This is a genomic window from Acinetobacter yuyunsongii (assembly GCF_041021915.1).
Taxonomy (GTDB): domain Bacteria; phylum Pseudomonadota; class Gammaproteobacteria; order Pseudomonadales; family Moraxellaceae; genus Acinetobacter.
In genome coordinates this window covers 283,960-304,297 of sequence record NZ_CP157435.1, presented here as the reverse complement: position 1 = coordinate 304,297, position 20,338 = coordinate 283,960, and the positions used below count along the sequence as shown (strand labels likewise).

At 38.9% G+C, this 20,338-nt stretch carries 17 protein-coding genes; 8 read left to right on the top strand and 9 right to left on the bottom strand.

Annotation, left to right across the window (positions count from 1 at the left end; all coding sequences use genetic code 11):
- Positions 1–1,173, top strand: a complete 1,173-nt coding sequence (gene fadA / locus ABLB98_RS01460) for an acetyl-CoA C-acyltransferase FadA (protein ID WP_004756315.1) — start codon at positions 1–3, stop codon at positions 1,171–1,173.
- Between the two features lie 66 nt (positions 1,174–1,239).
- On the opposite strand, the gene ABLB98_RS01455 is transcribed toward fadA, so the two are convergent.
- Positions 1,240–1,740, bottom strand: coding sequence for a hypothetical protein (locus ABLB98_RS01455; protein WP_087537427.1), 501 nt, complete (start codon positions 1,738–1,740; stop codon positions 1,240–1,242).
- A 289-nt stretch (positions 1,741–2,029) separates the two neighbouring features.
- Between ABLB98_RS01455 and ABLB98_RS01450 the strand changes: the two genes are divergently transcribed.
- The gene (locus ABLB98_RS01450) at positions 2,030–2,728 is read left to right on the top strand and encodes a hypothetical protein (protein ID WP_348883286.1); all 699 of its coding nucleotides are present in this window, start codon (positions 2,030–2,032) and stop codon (positions 2,726–2,728) included.
- 58 nt (positions 2,729–2,786) lie between these two features.
- Here the strand turns inward: ABLB98_RS01450 and ABLB98_RS01445 are convergent, their stop codons facing one another.
- Positions 2,787–3,536: a hypothetical protein gene (locus ABLB98_RS01445; RefSeq protein WP_348883287.1), complete on the bottom strand. Its 750-nt coding sequence runs from the start codon at positions 3,534–3,536 to the stop codon at positions 2,787–2,789.
- Positions 3,537–3,712: 176 nt separating this feature from the next.
- Between ABLB98_RS01445 and ABLB98_RS01440 the strand changes: the two genes are divergently transcribed.
- The 4 genes from ABLB98_RS01440 (at position 3,713) to ABLB98_RS01425 (ending at position 7,766) form a co-directional block, all read left to right on the top strand.
- A complete protein-coding gene (locus ABLB98_RS01440; RefSeq protein WP_348883288.1) occupies positions 3,713–4,408 on the top strand; it encodes a DsbA family oxidoreductase in 696 nt (231 codons plus the stop codon).
- A gap of 393 nt (positions 4,409–4,801) precedes the next feature.
- Positions 4,802–4,987 (top strand): hypothetical protein, encoded by a 186-nt coding sequence (locus ABLB98_RS01435; RefSeq protein ID WP_004659320.1) that lies wholly within the window; start codon positions 4,802–4,804, stop codon positions 4,985–4,987.
- A gap of 11 nt (positions 4,988–4,998) precedes the next feature.
- Positions 4,999–6,441, top strand: coding sequence for a hypothetical protein (locus ABLB98_RS01430; RefSeq protein WP_348883289.1), 1,443 nt, complete (start codon positions 4,999–5,001; stop codon positions 6,439–6,441).
- Between the two features lie 194 nt (positions 6,442–6,635).
- Positions 6,636–7,766, top strand: a complete 1,131-nt coding sequence (locus tag ABLB98_RS01425) for a hypothetical protein (protein ID WP_348883290.1) — start codon at positions 6,636–6,638, stop codon at positions 7,764–7,766.
- A gap of 90 nt (positions 7,767–7,856) precedes the next feature.
- On the opposite strand, the gene htpG is transcribed toward ABLB98_RS01425, so the two are convergent.
- The 5 genes from htpG to ABLB98_RS01400 all read right to left on the bottom strand — a co-directional run bounded on the left by htpG (position 7,857) and on the right by ABLB98_RS01400 (position 13,881).
- Positions 7,857–9,776: a molecular chaperone HtpG gene (gene htpG / locus ABLB98_RS01420; RefSeq protein ID WP_348883291.1), complete on the bottom strand. Its 1,920-nt coding sequence runs from the start codon at positions 9,774–9,776 to the stop codon at positions 7,857–7,859.
- 116 nt (positions 9,777–9,892) lie between these two features.
- Positions 9,893–10,243 carry a hypothetical protein gene (locus tag ABLB98_RS01415; protein WP_348883292.1) on the bottom strand — a complete coding sequence of 117 codons (351 nt, stop codon included), beginning with the start codon at positions 10,241–10,243 and terminating at the stop codon, positions 9,893–9,895.
- 132 nt (positions 10,244–10,375) lie between these two features.
- A complete protein-coding gene (locus ABLB98_RS01410) occupies positions 10,376–10,960 on the bottom strand; it encodes an OmpW family protein (RefSeq protein ID WP_005163031.1) in 585 nt (194 codons plus the stop codon).
- A 500-nt stretch (positions 10,961–11,460) separates the two neighbouring features.
- The gene (locus ABLB98_RS01405) at positions 11,461–12,882 is read right to left on the bottom strand and encodes a Na+/H+ antiporter family protein (RefSeq protein WP_348883598.1); all 1,422 of its coding nucleotides are present in this window, start codon (positions 12,880–12,882) and stop codon (positions 11,461–11,463) included.
- 123 nt (positions 12,883–13,005) lie between these two features.
- The gene (locus ABLB98_RS01400; protein WP_348883597.1) at positions 13,006–13,881 is read right to left on the bottom strand and encodes an alpha/beta fold hydrolase; all 876 of its coding nucleotides are present in this window, start codon (positions 13,879–13,881) and stop codon (positions 13,006–13,008) included.
- Between the two features lie 93 nt (positions 13,882–13,974).
- On the opposite strand from ABLB98_RS01400, the gene ABLB98_RS01395 reads away from it, so the two are divergent.
- The gene (locus tag ABLB98_RS01395) at positions 13,975–14,481 is read left to right on the top strand and encodes a DUF4442 domain-containing protein (RefSeq protein ID WP_348883596.1); all 507 of its coding nucleotides are present in this window, start codon (positions 13,975–13,977) and stop codon (positions 14,479–14,481) included.
- Between the two features lie 56 nt (positions 14,482–14,537).
- On the opposite strand, the gene ABLB98_RS01390 is transcribed toward ABLB98_RS01395, so the two are convergent.
- A complete protein-coding gene (locus tag ABLB98_RS01390; protein WP_249570210.1) occupies positions 14,538–14,897 on the bottom strand; it encodes a YMGG-like glycine zipper-containing protein in 360 nt (119 codons plus the stop codon).
- 255 nt (positions 14,898–15,152) lie between these two features.
- On the opposite strand from ABLB98_RS01390, the gene ABLB98_RS01385 reads away from it, so the two are divergent.
- The gene (locus ABLB98_RS01385) at positions 15,153–16,004 is read left to right on the top strand and encodes an alpha/beta hydrolase (protein WP_348883595.1); all 852 of its coding nucleotides are present in this window, start codon (positions 15,153–15,155) and stop codon (positions 16,002–16,004) included.
- 103 nt (positions 16,005–16,107) lie between these two features.
- Here the strand turns inward: ABLB98_RS01385 and rpoC are convergent, their stop codons facing one another.
- The gene (gene rpoC, locus ABLB98_RS01380) at positions 16,108–20,301 is read right to left on the bottom strand and encodes a DNA-directed RNA polymerase subunit beta' (protein WP_348883594.1); all 4,194 of its coding nucleotides are present in this window, start codon (positions 20,299–20,301) and stop codon (positions 16,108–16,110) included.
- Between the last annotated feature and the right edge of the window lie 37 nt (positions 20,302–20,338).

The window sequence follows — 20,338 nt, the reverse complement described above, 5'->3', positions numbered from 1 at the left end:
ATGGCTACTTTAAATCCACGTGACGTTGTGATTGTTGATGGCGTTCGTTCTGCCATGGGCAAATCACGTAACGGTATGTTCCGCAATGTTCGTGCCGACAGTTTATCTGCTGAATTAGTACGTGCACTTGTTGCTCGTAACCAGTTTGATACCAATGAAGTTGAAGACATCATTTGGGGCTGTGTAAACCAAACTTTAGAGCAAGGTATGAACATTGCTCGTAATATTGGTTTATTGGCTGACATTCCAAAAACTGCTGGCGGTCAAACAGTAAACCGTCTTTGTGGTTCTTCTATGCAAGCACTTCATACTGCTGCTGCACAAATTGCGACCAACCAAGGTGACATCTTCATCATCGGTGGTGTAGAGCATATGGGTCACGTAGGTATGATGCACGGCATCGACCTTAACCCTGAAGCATCTAAACACTATGCAAAAGCATCTAACATGATGGGCTTAACGGCTGAAATGTTAGGTCGTATGAACGGTATCTCTCGTGAAGAACAAGATGCGTTCGGTGTTGAATCTCACCGTCGTGCATGGGCTGCAACACAAGAAGGTCGTTTCAAAAACGAAATCGTGGGTGTTGAAGGTCATGATGCAAATGGCTTCAAAATCCTTTGCGACATCGACGAAGTGATTCGTGCTGACGCAAACCTTGAAGCATTCAAAGCGTTGAAACCAGTTTTCGATCCTAAAGGTGGTTCAGTAACAGCAGCAACTTCTTCTGCTCTTTCTGACGGTGCTTCTGCAATGTTAGTTATGTCTGCTGAACGTGCTCAAGCGCTTGGTTTAAAACCTCGTGCTGTGATTCGCTCTATGGCGATTGCAGGTTGTGATGCTGCGATCATGGGTTATGGTCCAGTTCCAGCAACTCAAAAAGCACTTAAGCGTGCTGGTTTAACGATGGCGGATATCCAAACTATCGAATTAAACGAAGCATTTGCTGCTCAAGGCTTATCAGTCATGAAAGGCTTAGGCGTTTATGACAAACAAGACATCATCAACTTGAATGGTGGTGCGATTGCATTAGGTCACCCATTAGGCTGTTCTGGTGCTCGTATCACAACAACATTGTTGAACGTGATGGAACAACAAGATACGCAAATCGGTCTTGCGACCATGTGTATCGGTCTTGGTCAAGGTATCGCGACGATTATCGAACGTGTTTAATCGACACTAAGATAGTAAAAAATCCCCGCCATGTGCGGGGATTTTTATCTTAATCAATGATATAAGCTATGGTTGTCTAAAATCTTTTAAACCATTTTGAATTTGCTGCTGTAATAGCAAAATATCATTCAAATTGACTTTAATCGAACCATCACGAATGCCATCAATATTGTTTCGATTTATATTAAGTGGCTCTAATATTTTAAATACACCATTAGTTGGATCAGATGATTGAAAACCTGAGGCCACCGCTAGAATATACTCTTGTAACCCAGGTGAAACTTGAGATAAGCCTGACTGCACCTTTGGTTCAAATTCAACTGCACTAATATTCTCAGGAATTTCTGCATTTTGCATATCAGTATGAGTTTTATAAATACGATGCTGAAGTGCTTGACGTACTTTTTTATCTTCTTGAAATGGAGTAGGTCCTACAACTTCTTCACGTAATTCAGATTCAGCCATAATACGAATGGTTGGTAAAGTTTCAACCTCTTCGGCATGTACTGCTGAAAATCCAACCAAAGTAAATGCCATCATCAGCGCTGATCGTTTTAGAAAGTTCATCACTTGCTCCAAAAATCATTCACCATAAACATTGAATAAAAATAGCTATAAATTAAGCCTACAATAAAGTGATATTGGATTCTGTATCACTCTGATAAACGGTAAATAGGATTATTTTTTTGAACGTAAGATAAAATGAGCGAATCAAACAATGTGTCTGATCTTTGTAAAATGAATGGATAAAAGAGGAAAAAATCTCGCATAAGCTCGTTTTTTTGATTACTGTGCTCGAGTGAATTTACAAATATTGATTATTTTATATACTTTAAAAAGCGATTAGGAGAAATGGATGATTTCAACTCTAATTAAAATGACTACAGCAATATCGATTACAGGATTATGTTTAGCAGGTTGTGCAACCAAAACCCTTATTACCAAAGACAGTAAAGCTTATATTCGCACAACCAAAGTTACTTTGGTTGAAGATAGTGTCATTGCATTTGGAAGACCTGCTCAACAATCTGCAAATTTACCTAAAGATAGTCTCGTAATCGCAGGGCAAAAGAATAGCTATATCCTCACCCAAGGTGGATCTCAATTTGTGAGCTTAATCGCAAAACTCGACCCAAAAAATATTCAAATTACACGTGAGCTAAGCTTTTATTCTGAAAAAAATGATGGCAATTTTTCAGGCACACTACCCCTTTCATATATAAAACTAAAAGAAGACTTGAGCAAAAAAGATTTAGAGTTTTTCATTGAAAATGGTGCGAGAGAATGTTCTTCTTCAAGTGATGAACGTATGCAAGCACAACGCTTCTGCTTCGATATCAAACTCGCTGGTGTTGTTTATCCTACTGCAAATAATCTAAGTTCACTCAAAGCATTAAGTAAGCCTTACCAAATCTCTATCTATACCAATAAAGAAGAAAGTTATAAATCAAAATCAGGTATGAATCCTTTGGAAAAACTGGTATTGCTCCCTTTTGCCGTGGCGATTGATGTGGTAAGTCTACCTTTCCAAGCAGCAGAAAAGATCTTTGATTAAGCTTAAGCTCGAACTCAGTCATGCAATGATGTATACAAGGCATCATTGCATCACAAAATCATAATTCTTCATCTAATACTGCAACATTGTTTTGCTTAATTTTATCCATTTTCTGATTTAATCTGAGCACATCTTGATAAAGCGCATTAAACTTTTTGACTTGTGCTGTTTCCTTAAAAAGAATCTTGTTATCTTCTCTTTGCCAAGGGTCAGTTTTTAACATATCAAACATCGCTTGTGCTTTCTCAATAACTTGTTGTTCAATCGGAAAAATGTCATGCGCCTTGTCTGTTTTCAGGTTATTTTGCAGTTTTTCTTGTAAAGATTTTCTCATTACATGATGAATGGCGAGATTTTTTGCTTGTTCAAGTGAATCTGCCTGTATTTTCTGTCTCTTTATTCCATATTCAGTCGAGATTTTTCGCACATCATGAAGCATTTTTTCAGTCTCAAAATAACCTTTTTGACGGTCTTGATCTAAACGTTCGACATCTAAAAAAGTATCCCAATTTGCTGCTTTGAGTTGCCTTAAATAAGCGTTTCTTGCCTCAACATTTTGCATCCAATAACTAAGTAGAAACTCGGACATCAACTTATAATCACCAGATAAACGATCATCATGTACGTTGAGTTGTATAGGCTTGCTCCAATCCTGCGCTTGATCATAGAGCCCACGCATTTTTTCAGCCATAACAATTTCAAACATTTGTTCTGTATTGGCTGCATTTTGCTTTACGCGATATTGATAGAAAAAGAATGTGCCCAAACAAATCACGACGACAGTTAAAAATAATAAAAAACGGCGCATACAGCCTCCAAGTATATTTATATTTTTTATGTTTTGACTTTAAGTTTAATCAGTCAAACACAGACTGTTAATTGATTTTTATTTCATTTTTCGTAACGGAGCATTACATTTTCATCGCTTTAAATTTCGTACTTTCGCCCCTATTATCAAATCAACTGAAATTGTAGAGATATGCTATGCGCGTAGATATTTGGTCAGATGTCGTTTGCCCTTTTTGTTATATTGGGAAAAAGCGTCTTGAACATGTTGCTGAACAAGCAGGAATTGAGCTTGATATTCATTGGCATAGCTTTGAACTCGATCCAGATGCACCTGCCAAACATGAGACTTCGAATACGGAACGCTTAGCAAAGAAATATGGGCGTAGCTTTGCTGACATGGAAGAAATGGAACGTAATGTTGCGGCTATGGCAGCGACTGAAGGCATTGATTTTCAATGGCAAAAAGCCAATTCAGGCAACAGCTTTAATGCACACCGTATTATCCATTTGGCTCAAAGCAAAGGTTTGGGTAACGAAGCAAAAGAAGCTTTTTTTCATGCTTATATGACTGAAGGTCTTGCAATTGGTGAACGTGAAGTGGTTGAAGAAATCGCTTCACGGATTGGTTTGGATCATGCTGAAGTCGAGTATGTATTGAATTCAGATGAACTGGCAGATTTTGTTCGCCATGATGAAAAAATTGCCCATGAGCAATTAAATGTAACGGGTGTACCCTTTTTTGTTTTTGATCAAAAACTAGCACTTTCAGGCGCACAACCGCGTGAAATTTTCTTACAGGCATTACAACAAGCTCAATCCGATTCTACAGAAGAAATTCAGCAAACAGATGCGGCTCAATGTAGCGATGATCAATGCGAAATTAAGTCCTAACAAGCTAGCTAAAATACAAGCTTCAGCAACTGTCTGAAGCTTGTGTGCAGCGAACTATTCAAACTAGATGTGATAGTTACGTCACCTATTATCTTAAAAAGCATACCGTTTATCTGTAGTGGTAAATTCTGTAACAAACTAAGTATTTTATTGATCAACTTTTAACTAAAAAAAATGTGATTAAAATCACACTAAAGAGATAGATTTATAGATATACTTTCCCAGTGCGATCTATTTATCCGATTTATTGTTTTAAAATGTTGATACTTTGAAAGCCAAAACATGATCAAAATCTCTATTTGGAATAACTAAATGAGATTTTTTACTAACTTGCAGTCTATAGATTTTGCATATTTTTCTTCTATAATCGTCATAAAGTGACATTCTTTTGTTATGAAAATTCAAGAGTTACAAGCCCTAATAAATGGTCAGATTCAACCCGAACAAATATGTATTGAGCAACTTGTAGCCTTGGCTAGACAGCATAATTTGACGAATACACCTGAATACAAACTGTTAGATGATGCTGTGAATATTGTACTTATTCATTATTTAAAACAGGCTCAAGCCTATCTCTAAGGAAACTATCAATGGACGTATTAGAGAAAGCATTATTGGTTGATGAGCTCAAACATCTGATTGTTGGGCTAAACAACGATAAAAACTCACTTTTTGAGATCGCAAAATCAAAGCAACGTATTAAGGATATTTGTGCTTCTTGTGACGATCCATTGTTTCAAGAACAACTCACACCATTTAAAGAATTTATTCAACAAGAAGAATTTTCGGCTGAAGAATTAGAAAGCTTTGGGTATGCACTCACTTATTGCGGAACATTTAAATTTATGGGGCGTGTTGAACATGCTTTATTTGCATCAGGCGACATGGGATGGGCAGCTTTACGTCAGTCACAGCATTGGCAAATTTGGGTTATTCGTCCTGCATTGTCTTTTATAAAGAGCCCTTGGTTTACATCTACTCGACAAGCACTTGAATGGATTCAAACGAGTACAAGTGATTATATAAAAACAGATGATGAACTCAAAAGTCTTATTCCTGTTTTAGAGCCAATTCATCCAACTTCAACAAATTTATCATTAGATTCAAATCAAACAATTCACAAGGACAGATTATCTGCTATGAGAGAAGAAACTGCGAATTTTGAAGCACAACTCGAAGCAATTATTCAGGAAAGAATTCAATCTGTACCCAATACTCCAACACCAAGTATTCCAACGGTCGCAAAGCCTAAACCAAGTTTTAGACAAAATGTGCGTCCTGTTGCAAATCTAAATAAAGCGAAACCTGTTGCACTAAAAGATTTTAATTTAGATGGACTCGTATGTCGCTTAGAGCGTATCGATCCTAAAACATTTCCATCTTTATATCGTGTAGAGCTACACGATGAGATTAATCAAAATATTAAAATTGATTGGTTATATTTAAAAGCTGAGAATGACGTTCAACCTGTTTGGGAAACAGCTCAAATCTTTGTTGCTGAACAGCTTTATGCTCAAGGACAGTTTTCACATTATGTCGTCCTTATTGGTACTCATAGTGTCGAATATGCTACAACAATCTTACAAGCTTATACAGACCAACGTCATACTCAAACAAGCTCGATTCATCAAACAGACTGGGTTATTTTTAAACAACATTACCACCAACATGAAACACTATTTAATGAATGTATCATGAATGGTAATCAAGTTTGGCAGCGTAGTGAGCGATCTTACCCTTATATTCCTACTGCCTTTATTAACACGCAAAAGTTTATTCCTTTTGAAGAAACAACAGCGACTTTTTTGACGCCAGTCATCCTACTCAAAGAGCGTCAAAAAATCAGAGTGCTACACGGCGCAGAACGCGTAAAATTATCGAGCGAAGATCAAGCTTATCCGTATCTATTGTTAGATCGTGCAGACGGCTATACATGGCAATTAATACGTCAAGTGATTAGCCGCCTACCTCAACCAATTTCAGTTCATGATCTATATCAAGCACTCGAAAATGCGGATGTTTCAGTGACCTAAATATCCATTTTTAAGATACCTCTAATCCACCATCAAACTTGTGATTGCTTATTGCAAGTTTCATGGTGGATTTTCATAAATACTCATTCAAATTTTCAAACGCATTGTTAAATTGCTGTTTTTTGTGTCTTTAGCTTGATTTTATTGCTTGAATAATCAAAAGTTAAATGAAGAACAATATATAAGTTTTAACTATGACGACTTTAAATCAAACAGTACCATCATATATTTTATATACGCTCATTGCACTTCCATTCGGTTTATCAACAACTGTCAATGCTGCAACTAAATCGGTTGAACAAACTGAGAATAATATTCCCAAAGCGGAAATATCAAATCAAGAAAATTTCTTAGACTATATTCCTAAATGGGTAGATGCGAGCCCCGCCGTTCTTCCTGAACAATCTGATCAATCTATTGTTCCTCCAACCGCTGAAACTGAGAATAAAACTTGGGTTGATCGTAAACAGCGTGATATTCGCAACTGGGCTGATCGAACCTCGGTTAAGATTGATGACTGGTTTGGTGATGTCGACCCTGAAAAACCAGCTTCAGCAACGATTCGTTTTATGTTGGACAATTATTGGAATGAATATGATAACTATGAGGTTAAACCTCGTATTCGAGGAAAAATCAAACTTCCAACTTTAGAAAAAAAACTTAGCTTAGTTTTTGGTGATGATTCTCTAGATGACGAATTTAAAAACAATATTGCCAATACCAATACACAACCGAATCAAGATACAAATAAAAAACTTGATTCTAAACAAACACGTGACAGCAATGGTTCTCTTGCATTACGTTGGTCTCATTTTTCCAAAAAGCTACCATTTGATACAGATGCAGATATTGGTATTCGTTCTGGTGAAGATGTTTACTTACGTCTAAGAGCTGAGAAGCATTGGGATTTGCACAATGATTTCCACTTTAATGCTGAACAAATCTATCGATATGGTAGTCAAAGTGAGAACTATTTGCGTACAAATTTAGAATTGATACATGCTCGCCCCAACCAACCTTTTCTTTCAAATCAATTCAGTTTAACTTACGCTGACAAGCAAGATGATGATTTGTTATGGGAGAATCGCATTTTCCGCCAACACCAATTCTTTGCACATAACAATTTTAATTACGGTCTCTATACAGGTGGCTATTACAACAATAATGACTTACGTCTAAACAGTTGGGGCCCTTTTGTTTCTTGGAGACAACCTTTATGGCGTGAGTGGTTCTATGTACAAGGTGATCTGAACTATTTCAATGATCATCGCGAGGATCGAAATCATTATGTGAGTACTTTCGTTCGTCTTGAAACGTTGTTCTGATGAAAATATCAACACAACTGTGGATAACTTAAATGTTATCCATAGATATACAAAACCTCTGCCGAAGCAGAGGTTTTTAGGTTAAATCACTTATTGTAATAACAAGCTGTTGATACGTTTGACATAAGCCGCAGGATCTTCTGGTAAGCCACCTTCAGCAATTACCGCCTGATCGAAGATCACATTCGCGAGATCATCAAACTGTGCTGAGTTTTCTAGTTTTCTTACCAATGGATGTTCAGGGTTAATTTCCAGCGTTGGCTTGCTTTCAGGAACCGCCTGACCTGCCTGTTTCAACATGCGAATCAATTGCGGAGAAAGCTCACCCTCACTGGTGACCAAACATGCTGGTGAATCCACCAAACGTGTCGTTACTCGCACTTCTTTGGTTTTGTCTTTCAATGAGCTGCTTAAACGCTCCACCACAGGTTTAAATTGTTCAGCCGCTTGCTCAAGCGCCTTTTTCTCATCCGCATCCTGTAGATCACCAAGATCAACTGCACCTTTAGACACGTTCTGTAATGGCGTACCATCAAACTCAAAGACAAAATTCATTGCCCACTCATCAACACGATCTGCCATGAGCAATACTTCAATGCCTTTCTTCTTGAATACTTCAAGTTGTGGTGAGTTTTTCGCAGCCGTTAAATTATCCGCAGTCACGTAATAAATCGCTTTCTGCCCTTCTTTCATGCGTGCTTTATAGTCGGCAAATGAAGTCGAGATTTCATCATTGCTAGAAGTTGCATAACGCAATAATTTTAAGATACGCTCACGGTTAGCCATATCTTCACCCAAACCTTCTTTTAACACTGAACCAAATTCAGTGTAGAAGGTCTTGAATTTTTCCTGATCTTTCTCATCTTCCGATTTTGCCAAGCTATCCAATAAGGTTAGAACACGGCGAGCATTGCCCTCACGAATGGTTTTGACATCACGGCTTTCTTGTAACAATTCACGGCTGACGTTCAGCGGTAAATCCGCACTGTCCACCACGCCTTGCACAAAACGTAAATAGTTTGGAATGAGGTTGTCTGCTTCATCCAAAATGAATACACGCTTCACATACAATTTGATGCCTGCTTTTGCTTCACGAGTAAATAAATCTTGTTTGGCCTGACTTGGGATATACAGCAACTGAGTATATTCGGTACTACCCTCGACACAGTTATGTGCCCATGCTAGAGGTTCTGAAAAGTCATGGCTGAGATTTTTATAAAACTCGATGTATTGTTCATCAGTGATTTCGCTCTTACTGCGTGTCCATAACGCACTCGCTGAGTTAATCGCTTCCCATTCATCCGTCTTCACCATCTGACCGCCTTTAGGCTCTTCACCTTCAGCGACTTCCTCTTCTTGCCACACTTCTTTTTGCATTTCTATTGGCAAGCTGATGTGATCTGAATACTTATTGATGATCTGTTTAACTTTCCACGACTCAAGATATTCCAGCGCATCATCACGTAAATGCAAGATGATATCGGTACCACGGGTTGCTTTCTCAATTGTTTGAACTTCGAACTCGCCCGTTCCACCACTGATCCAACGCACACCTTCGGCAGCATCCAGACCTGCACGGCGCGACTCCACCGTGATTTTATCGGCAACAATAAAGCCAGAATAAAAACCAACACCAAATTGACCAATTAACTGTGCATCTGCTTTCTGATCACCACTTAACTTGGACATAAAATCTTTAGTGCCCGATTTTGCAATCGTACCAAGATTCTCTATCGCCTCTTGTTGGCTCAAACCAATACCATTATCGGAAATAGTTAAAGTTTTATTCTCTTTATTCAAGCTCACACGAACATGTAAGTTTGCATCATTTTCATAATATTCAGGGTGATTAATCCCTTCAAAACGCAGCTTATCGCAGGCATCCGATGCATTGGAAATCAGTTCACGTAAGAAAATTTCTGGATTGGAATACAGCGAATGTGTTACCAAATGTAACAACTGAGCAACTTCAGCTTGGAAACTATAATTTTGTGCGACTTGTTCACTCATAAATCACTCCTTATCTTGAGGCTTATATATTTGGAATGATTTATGAATGGTGCATATCTTGAATATTTCAATCCTTGTGTTTTATTTTTTCAGTTAAAAAATGCACAAAAGAACAATTAGAATGGCCCTTGGCTCAATATACGTGTTTGTAGAAGTTGATCCAATTGCTGTTGTCTTTGTGCATATACACGACGAAGACAAGAGGTATTTGCTGCACATGAATTACGCTGTTTCAACCATTGGAATTGCTTATCTTTTTCTGCATCACGTCCTCCCATAGGTAATGCGTGCAAAATAATCTGGTAAGTTGTTGCCAGTTTTACATCCGCATCATTTAAACCACGATCATTACAAATCTGTTGTTCCGATTTCAATTTTGCAGCTTTGCATGAGAAACTGGCGGCATGGGTTTGAGATAAAATGAGTAATGACATAAGAAATAATGCTGAGCTTAATAATTTTTTCATCACCGATCACAACTTATTAAAAACTAGTTCTTAGCTTACCGCACGCTCTTTTTAGGCTTGTATCTGTTTTATATTACGATTGTAAAATAAAAAACCTCACGATTTGTGAGGTTTCTTTAAATCTAAATCGTCTTAGAACTTATAGCTATAGCCCAAAGTATAGACCATTGGATTTAGGTCTAAATCAAACTTCGTACCATTAACCAACTTCACTTCAGGGCTAAGATCTGCATATCGAACATCCATATATACACCCCAGTTTTTAGCGTCAGCAGGTTGGAAATTAAAACCTAACTGACCAGCAAAACCATAAGTATTTTTCACGTCATCAACTAAGCCCTTTTCGTGCCATGCAATGAAGGCTGTACCACCAACACCAATATATGGAGTAAATCGAGTTGAATTCTTAAAGTTATATTTTGCTGTGATTGTCGGTGGTAATTGACGAACACTTGCAACTTTCTCACCATTTAATAGAACATCGTGATTAATTGGGTTAGCAAGCAAAACCTCAGCTGAAAAAGGCGTATCACCAAAGAAATATTCTACTGAAGGTGTAAATGCGAATTCATGATCACCTTTAACTACAACACCTGGAGCTAATGTTGTATCTGCAGTTGGCGCAATAACACTACCACCGACCTTAACCTGAAAACCACCTGCAAACGCAGTTGAAGACAACCCCAATAATGTAATAACTAATAATTTTTTTAGCATTTAAAAAAACCTCTTTAATCAAAATTTCAACCTGTATTTAATAATAATCATGTCTTTTTATTTTATGCAATACATATTAATTCCGACCAATTTAATTATTTTTACAAATATCTGATTAACAACAATATAAATTCGTAAAGATATGTAATTATTTATAAATCAAACTAATTTACTATGATTAACCAATTGAAAACCAAGTGTTTTTATCAGAATTAACTAGCTCAAAGATATATTTAAAATAAATCTTTTAAAGTATACACTAAATAAATTTAGTTTTATTACAAAATAGAATGAGAACTTAATATAATAAACAGGAATAAAAAGACAAAAAATTTCACTTTATTTCTTCCATGATAAATAAATAGCAACTATTCATATCAAGGTGGTTTAAAATAAATATAGTTATTATTTAATAAGCATAATTATTATATTTAATATAAATGATATTTTATTATTTCTTAATATAAAAAATGGTTCCTTATGGAACCATTCTCTATTCATTATAAAACCATTGCTGCGATCCAGCCAAAAATAAGTAGCGGGATATTAAAATGTATAAATGTTGGCACTACAGTATCCCAAATATGATCATGTTGACCATCTACACCTAGTCCTGCTGTAGGTCCTAATGTTGAATCTGAGGCAGGCGAACCTGCATCACCTAATGCAGCAGCAGTACCAATCAATGCAATTGTCGCCAAAGGTGAGAATCCAAATTGTACGCAGAGTGGCACATAAATCACCGCCAGCACAGGCACACTTGAGAAAGATGAACCAATACCGATCGTGACAAACAAGCCAATAAATAGCATCAAGAACGCAGCTAAAGCATGATTATCACCAATGATATGTACAACGCCATTCACTAGATGAGCAATGTCGCCTGTATGCGTCATGACTGAAGCAAAACCTGCCGCGGAAATCATGATAAAACCAACTAAGGCCATCATTCGCATCCCTTGCACAAACACATCATCAGCTTCTTGCCATTTAAAGATGCCAGAAGCGGATAACACAGCAAAACCAACAAGGCCACCTAAAATCATCGAACCTGAATACAACTGCGCAACTAAGGTTAAACCGATTGCAAGTAACGCCATAAGCATGGTTTTTTTGGAAATATAAGGTACATTTTCAGCTTCATGCTTCAACTCTTCAGCATCCGCCTTGAGGTCATATTCAGCTTGTGTTGTTGCTCGTAGTGGTTTATCCAAATCAATGCTTGTAACGGGTGAAATTGATCGATCAACATATTCACGGGGCTTACGATAACTAATAAACACAGCGACTAAAGTACCTAAAACCATACCCAAAACAGGTATCGCCATGCCAATAGGCATCATCCTACGTTCTACATGCAAACCATATGCAGCCCCAATTTTATTGATATTCCCCATCAAAATTTGTTCAAGGAAAATGGCACCAAAGCCCACAGGTAAGAAGATATATGTTCCAACTAAACCCAACGTCAGTACACATGCTGCCGCACGTCGATCAAGCTTGAGGTGATTCATCACTTTTAACAATGGCGGAACCAATACAGGAATAAAAGCAATATGAACTGGGATTAGATTTTGAGAGAAAATTGCAGCGATGAGTAAAATCGTTAATAAAAGATATTTCACTTTTTTCTCTTGATTTTTACTGGCTTCCATTCCTAATAAACCAATCAGTTTATGTGCAAGTAAATCTGGTAAACCAGATTTAGATAATGCTAAGGCAAAAGCACCTAGAACAGCATAAGCCAAAGCGACTTCAGCACCATCTCCCAGTCCTGCATTAAAAGCTTCTACAGTTTGAGAAAGGCTCAGTCCAGCAACCAAACCACCAATAATGGCTGATATGACCAAAGTGAGAACAACAGAAACGCGTGCCAGTGACAAAATAAACATCACGGCAATCGCAATTACGACAGCATTCATGGACAAAATTTAGGAGCAAAAAGAAAGGCGACATTCTAGCAGATTCATTGTATAGAAGCTGAAAATGTCGCCAAATTGCAATCTGTTTTAAGTGATTTTTATTTTGATTAATCCGCTAAAGCCTTAAACAGTCTGGCGTTTTACAAAATGACGGATTAGTTCAGCAATTTTAGTTGGCTGACTTAGAACCGCCCAGTGATTGGCATCAAGTTCAACATATTCAAAGTTTTCAACCCATTTTGGCATTGATTCGGTAATGTACTCAGGGCTAACAAATGCATCGCGTTTTAATACAATCGCCTGTACAGGACATTGAGCATAGCGTTGGCGTGGTTGAGCCAGTGAAGGAATAAAGTTAGCACGATACAAATTAATACCGTATTTACCATCTGACACAATATTTGCATTTAATGGCAAATTTTGTTTTTTCTCTAAGCCACTTAAAATCTTACCCCACTTTTCTGGACTAAAGAAAGTCCATACGGTTGGAGCAACTAATGGCAAATGAAAGGCACCAATGTACCAAGATTTAGTCAGCATTTTCAGTACATTACTTGGTACAGATTTAAACTTTTCACGCAAATATAAAGAAGCATGATCCAAGCAAGGGCCTGAGATTGTTGTATAAGATAGTAAACGGCCTTTTAACTTAGGTTCAGTTACTGATTCCCAAGACTGTAAAGAACCCCAGTCATGCGCTGCCATATGGAAATTGCGGTTGGGTAACACTTGATCAACGACTTCTTGTAAATCCAAAGATAAACGCGGTAATCGATAGTCTTTAATACGCTTTGGAATTGATGACAAACCTGCACCACGAACATCGTAAGTAACGACATAATAGTCATCAACCAATTGCTCGATAATTGGTTCCCATACTTCTTGATTATCGGGATAACCATGTACTAACACCAATGGTGTTTTCTTTTCATCCCCCCATGTTTTGACACAGAGGCTTTGTTGGTCAGAAGTGGTTACTGTTTTTACTTGTGCTTGCATAATTCTTTCCCATTTTGTTTTATATCGACTTGGTTATAAAACAGCCATTGCCAGCGATGCACTAAAAATGATACTTATGGAGTATGAATAGCATTGCAAGAAAAAAAATTGACCATGAAAGACTTTTTCAAAAAAATTCGAACCATTCCAGCGATTTCTAAATTTATGCTGAATCATTATTCCCCTTATCGTGGGGCAGGCATTGCAATCGAAACATTTGATCTTGATCGTTACTTCATTCGTGTCAAAATGCCGCTGACTAGAAAAAATCGTAATATCGTCGGAACACATTTTGGGGGCAGTTTATATTCGATGGTTGATCCCTTTTATATGCTAATTCTCATGCATCATTTAGGACATAAATATATTGTTTGGGACAAAAGTGCCTCGATTAATTTCCTGTCACCTGGTCGTAGCACCGTCTATGCGGATATACAGCTCAGTGCCACTGAAATTACGGAAATTAAGCAACTGGCTGAAAATCATGAACCTGTGTTTCGAAACTATACATTGAATATTGTGGATGATGCAGGAACACGAATTGCAGAAGTTGAAAAGGTTCTGTATATCCGTCTGAAAAAGCCCAAAGTCAGTGCTTAATTTTACGCATATCAAAATGCCTGCAAGGTTTTGCAGGCATTTTTGAATCTGAGAAATTATCTTTTCTTCTCTTGGATTGCAGCACCTGCGCCACCACCAATTGCGCCGCCAATCGCAGCACCAGTATCACCACCAAAAATAGACTTACCAATCACAGAACCAATCCCTGCGCCAATTGCACTACTTGTGGTTGAATTACTACTACCACCCTTGGCATTTGCACCTACACCAGCACCTGCTGCTGCACCTACACCCGCTCCTAAGCCGCCACCTACATGATTACCAACACCACCACCAACTGCACCACCCAATGCTGCTGCACCAATACGCTGATCAGATGCGCTCATGTTTTGGCAGCCTGTAAACATCAAAGTAGATAATACTAATGTTGAAATTAAACCAATTGTTTTTTTCATGTCCAAAACTCCTCAACTTTATAGTCTAAGCATAATCTGATTTTTGTTAGAAAATAATCAGATTATGTAATTGCTCTAAGTGCATTCTTTTCTTTTTGTAATAAAATAAACTAAATGGAAGAATCTTTGATCAATACAGTACTACACTGTTGATTGAATTATGTTATTGGAAATGAAGTCAAAGTTCCAATCTAACCAGCATGAAAACAAAATGTGTGGCTCAATGTAAAAATATAATTTAACAGGGGCGAAAAAATGACAAGATTTATGCTATCCATGTTGATCTTGATGAGTTTGAATTCAGCAACTCAGGCAAATTTTTTCAAGTTCCAAACATTAGCAAAAGTAGAATCACTTAAAAATATTGCTTATGGTCATGATTCCCAACAAATGATGGATATCTATTTCCCATCTAAACCACACACTGATAATAATCTAGCTCCAATCATCGTTATGGTACATGGTGGTGCTTGGAGTATAGGGGATAAAAATAATGCTGCAGTAGTAAAAAATAAAGTCGATTATTGGGGTAAACGTGGGTGGCTTTTGATCTCCGTTAATTACCGATTAGTTCCAAATGCAACCGTACAGCAACAGACTCAAGATATATCAAATGCTTTACTCTATATTCAAAAACATGCAAATGATTGGCATGCAAACTCAAAACGGCTTATTTTGGTAGGGCATTCTGCTGGTGCACATTTAGTCAGCTTAGTTACAGTACGGCCCTCGTGGTTAACTCCACAACCGCAACCTTGGCGAGCAACCATTGCCTTAGATAGTGCTGCTTACGATATCGAAAAAATAATGCAAAATCGGCACGCTCGATTTTATGATCGAGCCTTTGGCCAACAACCTGAAAACTGGAAAGCTCTATCTCCGATCTTACAACTACATCAAAGTTTACCTGCATTTCTCGCTGTTTGCTCAACCACTCGCCCTGATCAACCCTGTATACAGGCTCAACAATTTATTCAGCAAGCACAAAAACTTGGGACATCCGCACAATTATTATCACTCCCACTTTCACATCGTGAAATAAATAGATCTTTGGGAGAAGATAATGCATATACCCAACAAGTGAATCAATTTATACAATCACACTAATTTATATCTATGAAAACTTAGTTTAGTTTTCTAAATACAATCATTTTGCTATTTTCAAACATAAAAAAGGCACCCAAAGGTGCCTTTTTTAATTCGTTAAGACTTAGAACTGGTCTGAGTTCAACGCTTGACTAAATGCTTGGTCAACTTCACTGAAATCATTATGAAGTTCAAATTCAGCAGCTTCGGCCTCTTGACGACGACGCTCTAAGTGATACGCAAGACCTGTACCCGCTGGGATCAAGCGACCCACAACAACGTTTTCTTTCAAACCACGTAAATCATCTTCTTTACCTGTTACAGCCGCTTCAGTTAACACACGAGTTGTTTCCTGGAACGATGCAGCAGAAATGAATGAGTCAGTAGAAAGCGACGCTTTAGTAATACCCATCAATTGACGTTCAAACTTCGCTGGGAACTTGTTCTGAGCCAAGACAGCTTGGTTCTCTTGAACAACGCGGATGTAATCCACTTGCTCGCCTTTGATAAAACTTGTATCACCGCCATCAGTGATATCAACTTTACGCAACATTTGACGTACAACAACTTCGATGTGCTTATCGTTGATTTTTACACCTTGGAGACGGTAAACGTCTTGAACTTCGTTCACGATGTAGTTAGTTAATGCTACTTCACCTTTCAAACGCAAGATGTCATGTGGGTTTTGTGGACCATCAGAAATGGTTTCGCCACGGTTCACATGCTCACCTTCGAACACGTTAATGGTACGCCATTTTGGAATCAATTCTTCGTAGATCTCAGAACCATCATCAGGGCTAATCACTAAACGGTTCTTACCTTTAGTCTCTTTACCAAAGCTTACCACACCTGATACTTCTGCAAGAATCGCGTGTTCTTTCGGTTTACGTGCTTCAAATAAGTCAGCTACGCGTGGAAGACCACCGGTAATATCACGGGTACGTGAAGTTTCTTGTGGTACACGACCAAGTACATCACCCACACCAATCGTTGCGCCATCACGAACGGTTACAATCGTATTTTGTGGTAAGAAGTAGAATTGTTCGCCACCATCTGTTGTATCCAACACAATTGCTGGACGTAAATCTTTACCAGAAGCAGGACGAGCTGTTACAGGCAAGATTTCAACAGTGGTCATACCCGTTGCATTATCAGTTTTCGATGTTGCAGTTACGCCATCAGCGATCTGGCTGAAACGCGCTTTACCAGCAACTTCGGTAACAAGTGGATGTGTATGTGGATCCCAAGTCGCCACGATACCGCCCGCTTCTACAGCTTCACCATCTTTCAACAAGATGCTTGCACCGTAAGGAAGTTTATAACGCTCACGCTCACGACCTAATTCATCCGCAATACCAATTTCACCTGAACGTGAAACTGACACCAAGTGACCTTTGGCATGTTGTACAGTTTTCACGTTGTGGAAACGTACAGTACCTTTGTTACGGACTTGAACACTGTTTGCAGCAGACGTCCGGCTCGCAGCACCACCCACGTGGAAGGTACGCATCGTTAACTGTGTACCCGGCTCACCAATTGACTGTGCAGCCATAACACCCACTGATTCACCTGGGTTCACCAAGTGACCACGTGCAAGGTCACGACCATAACAACGCGCACATACACCGAATGTAGATTCACATGCAATAACTGAACGTACTTTGACTTCATCGACACCCGCTTCTTCAAGCTGAGCAGCAATTTTCTCGTCAATTAACGTACCACGTGGAAGTACAACTTCATCATCAGATGCACGACGTACATCTTCAGCAGTTACACGACCTAATACGCGATCGCGTAATGGTTCAATAACGTCACCACCTTGAATGAATGGTGTCATCACTAGGCCACCCGCTGTACCACAGTCAGATTCAGTAATCACCAAATCTTGTGCTACGTCTACAAGACGACGTGTCAAGTAACCCGAGTTCGCAGTTTTCAATGCAGTATCGGCCAAACCTTTACGCGCACCGTGTGTTGAAATGAAGTACTGAAGTACCGTCAAACCTTCACGGAAGTTTGCTTTAATTGGGGTCTCAATGATCGAGCCATCCGGCTTCGCCATCAAACCACGCATACCAGCAAGCTGACGGATCTGCGCCGCACTACCACGGGCACCCGAGTCAGACATCATATAAATCGAGTTGAATGATTTCTGTTTCTCGTCTTCACCTTGTTTGTTTTTAACAAGTGTATAAGACAAGTTATCCATCATCGCTTTCGCAACTTGGTCGTTAGTACGCGCCCAAATATCGACAACTTTGTTATAACGCTCACCTGCAGTTACGAAACCTTGCTCAAACTGTTGTTCGATTTCACGAACTTCGGTTTCAGCTTTATCGATAATCGTATGCTTGGTTGGTGGAATCAACATGTCTTCCATACCAACAGATACACCTGAACGCGTCGCTTGACGGAAGCCCAAATACATCAATTGGTCAGCGAAGATAACAGTATCTTTCAAACCAAGTTTGCGGTAGCAAGAGTTGATTAACTTAGAGATGTTTTTCTTAGTCATCTCAAGGTTGATCATATCGAAGCTTAAACCTTGTGGAACAACTTCCCACAATAAGCAACGACCTGGTGTGGTATCAACAATAATGGTTTGCTGTTCACGCTGACCGTTTTCATCAATTACAGTTTGATGTACACGTACTTTTACACGTGCATGGATCGCAACTTTACCCGTTGCTAATGCACGGTTAACTTCGTGAGTATCGGCAAACACCATGCCTTCACCTTTGGCATTTACCGCATCACGTGTGATGTAGTAAAGACCCAAGACAACGTCCTGAGAAGGAACGATGATCGGCTCACCATTTGCAGGTGACAAGATGTTGTTGGTCGACATCATCAACGCACGTGCTTCTAACTGTGCTTCCAATGTCAATGGAACGTGTACCGCCATTTGGTCACCATCGAAGTCGGCGTTAAACGCAGCACATACGAGTGGGTGAAGACGGATTGCCTTACCTTCGATCAGAATAGGTTCAAATGCTTGAAGACCTAGACGGTGAAGTGTTGGCGCACGGTTCAACATGACTGGATGTTGACGAATTACAGAAGCTAGAACGTCCCAAACTTCTGGCGTTTCGCGCTCAACCATTTTCTTCGCAGCTTTAATGGTTGTTGCTTGGCCAGATGCTTGTAGTTTCGCGAAAATAAATGGCTTAAATAATTCAAGTGCCATCTTCTTCGGAAGACCGCATTGGTGAAGACGTAAAGTAGGACCTACGGTAATGACCGAACGACCAGAATAGTCAACACGCTTACCAAGTAAGTTTTGACGGAAACGACCTTGTTTACCTTTGATCATATCTGCCAAAGATTTCAATGGACGTTTGTTCGAACCTGTAATTGCACGACCACGACGACCGTTATCAAGCAACGCATCAACAGACTCTTGTAACATACGTTTTTCGTTACGTACGATGATGTCTGGCGCAGCAAGGTCAAGAAGACGCTTCAAACGGTTGTTACGGTTGATCACACGACGATATAAATCGTTCAAGTCTGAAGTCGCGAAACGACCACCTTCAAGTGGTACAAGCGGACGTAAGTCTGGTGGAAGTACTGGAAGTACATTCATCACCATCCATTCAGGCTTATTGTTTGAATCTTTGAATGCTTCCATCAATTTCAAACGCTTAGACGCTTTTTTAAGTTTCGTCTCAGACGTTGTTTGTGGAATTTCTTCACGTAAACGCGCAATCTCAGCTTCAAGATCGATATCTTTTAATAAATCCTGAACTGCTTCTGCACCCATTTTCGCAGTGAATTCATCACCGTGTTCTTCAAGTGCATTGTAGTATTCTTCGTCTGTTAAAAGTTGATACTTTTCAAACGGAGTCATACCAGGATCAGTAACAACATAAGATTCGAAATACAATACACGTTCGATATCACGTAATGTCATATCAAGCAGTAAACCGATACGGCTCGGTAATGATTTCAAGAACCAGATGTGTGCAACTGGAGAAGCAAGGTCAATGTGACCCATACGCTCACGACGAACTTTTGCAGTTGTTACTTCAACGCCACATTTTTCACAAATGACGCCTTTGTATTTCATACGCTTGTATTTACCACACAAGCATTCATAATCTTTTACTGGACCAAAGATTTTGGCACAGAACAAACCGTCACGTTCAGGTTTAAAAGTACGGTAGTTAATGGTTTCAGGCTTTTTAACTTCACCGTGAGACCATGACTTAATCATCTCTGGTGACGCAAGACCAATACGGATACGGTCAAATTCAACAGGTGCATGACCTTCTGAATCCGTTTTCTTACGCATGATATCGAGCAAGTCTTTCAATTTTTTTCTCCGTGTGTCGGGGAGCTACGCTCTTCCG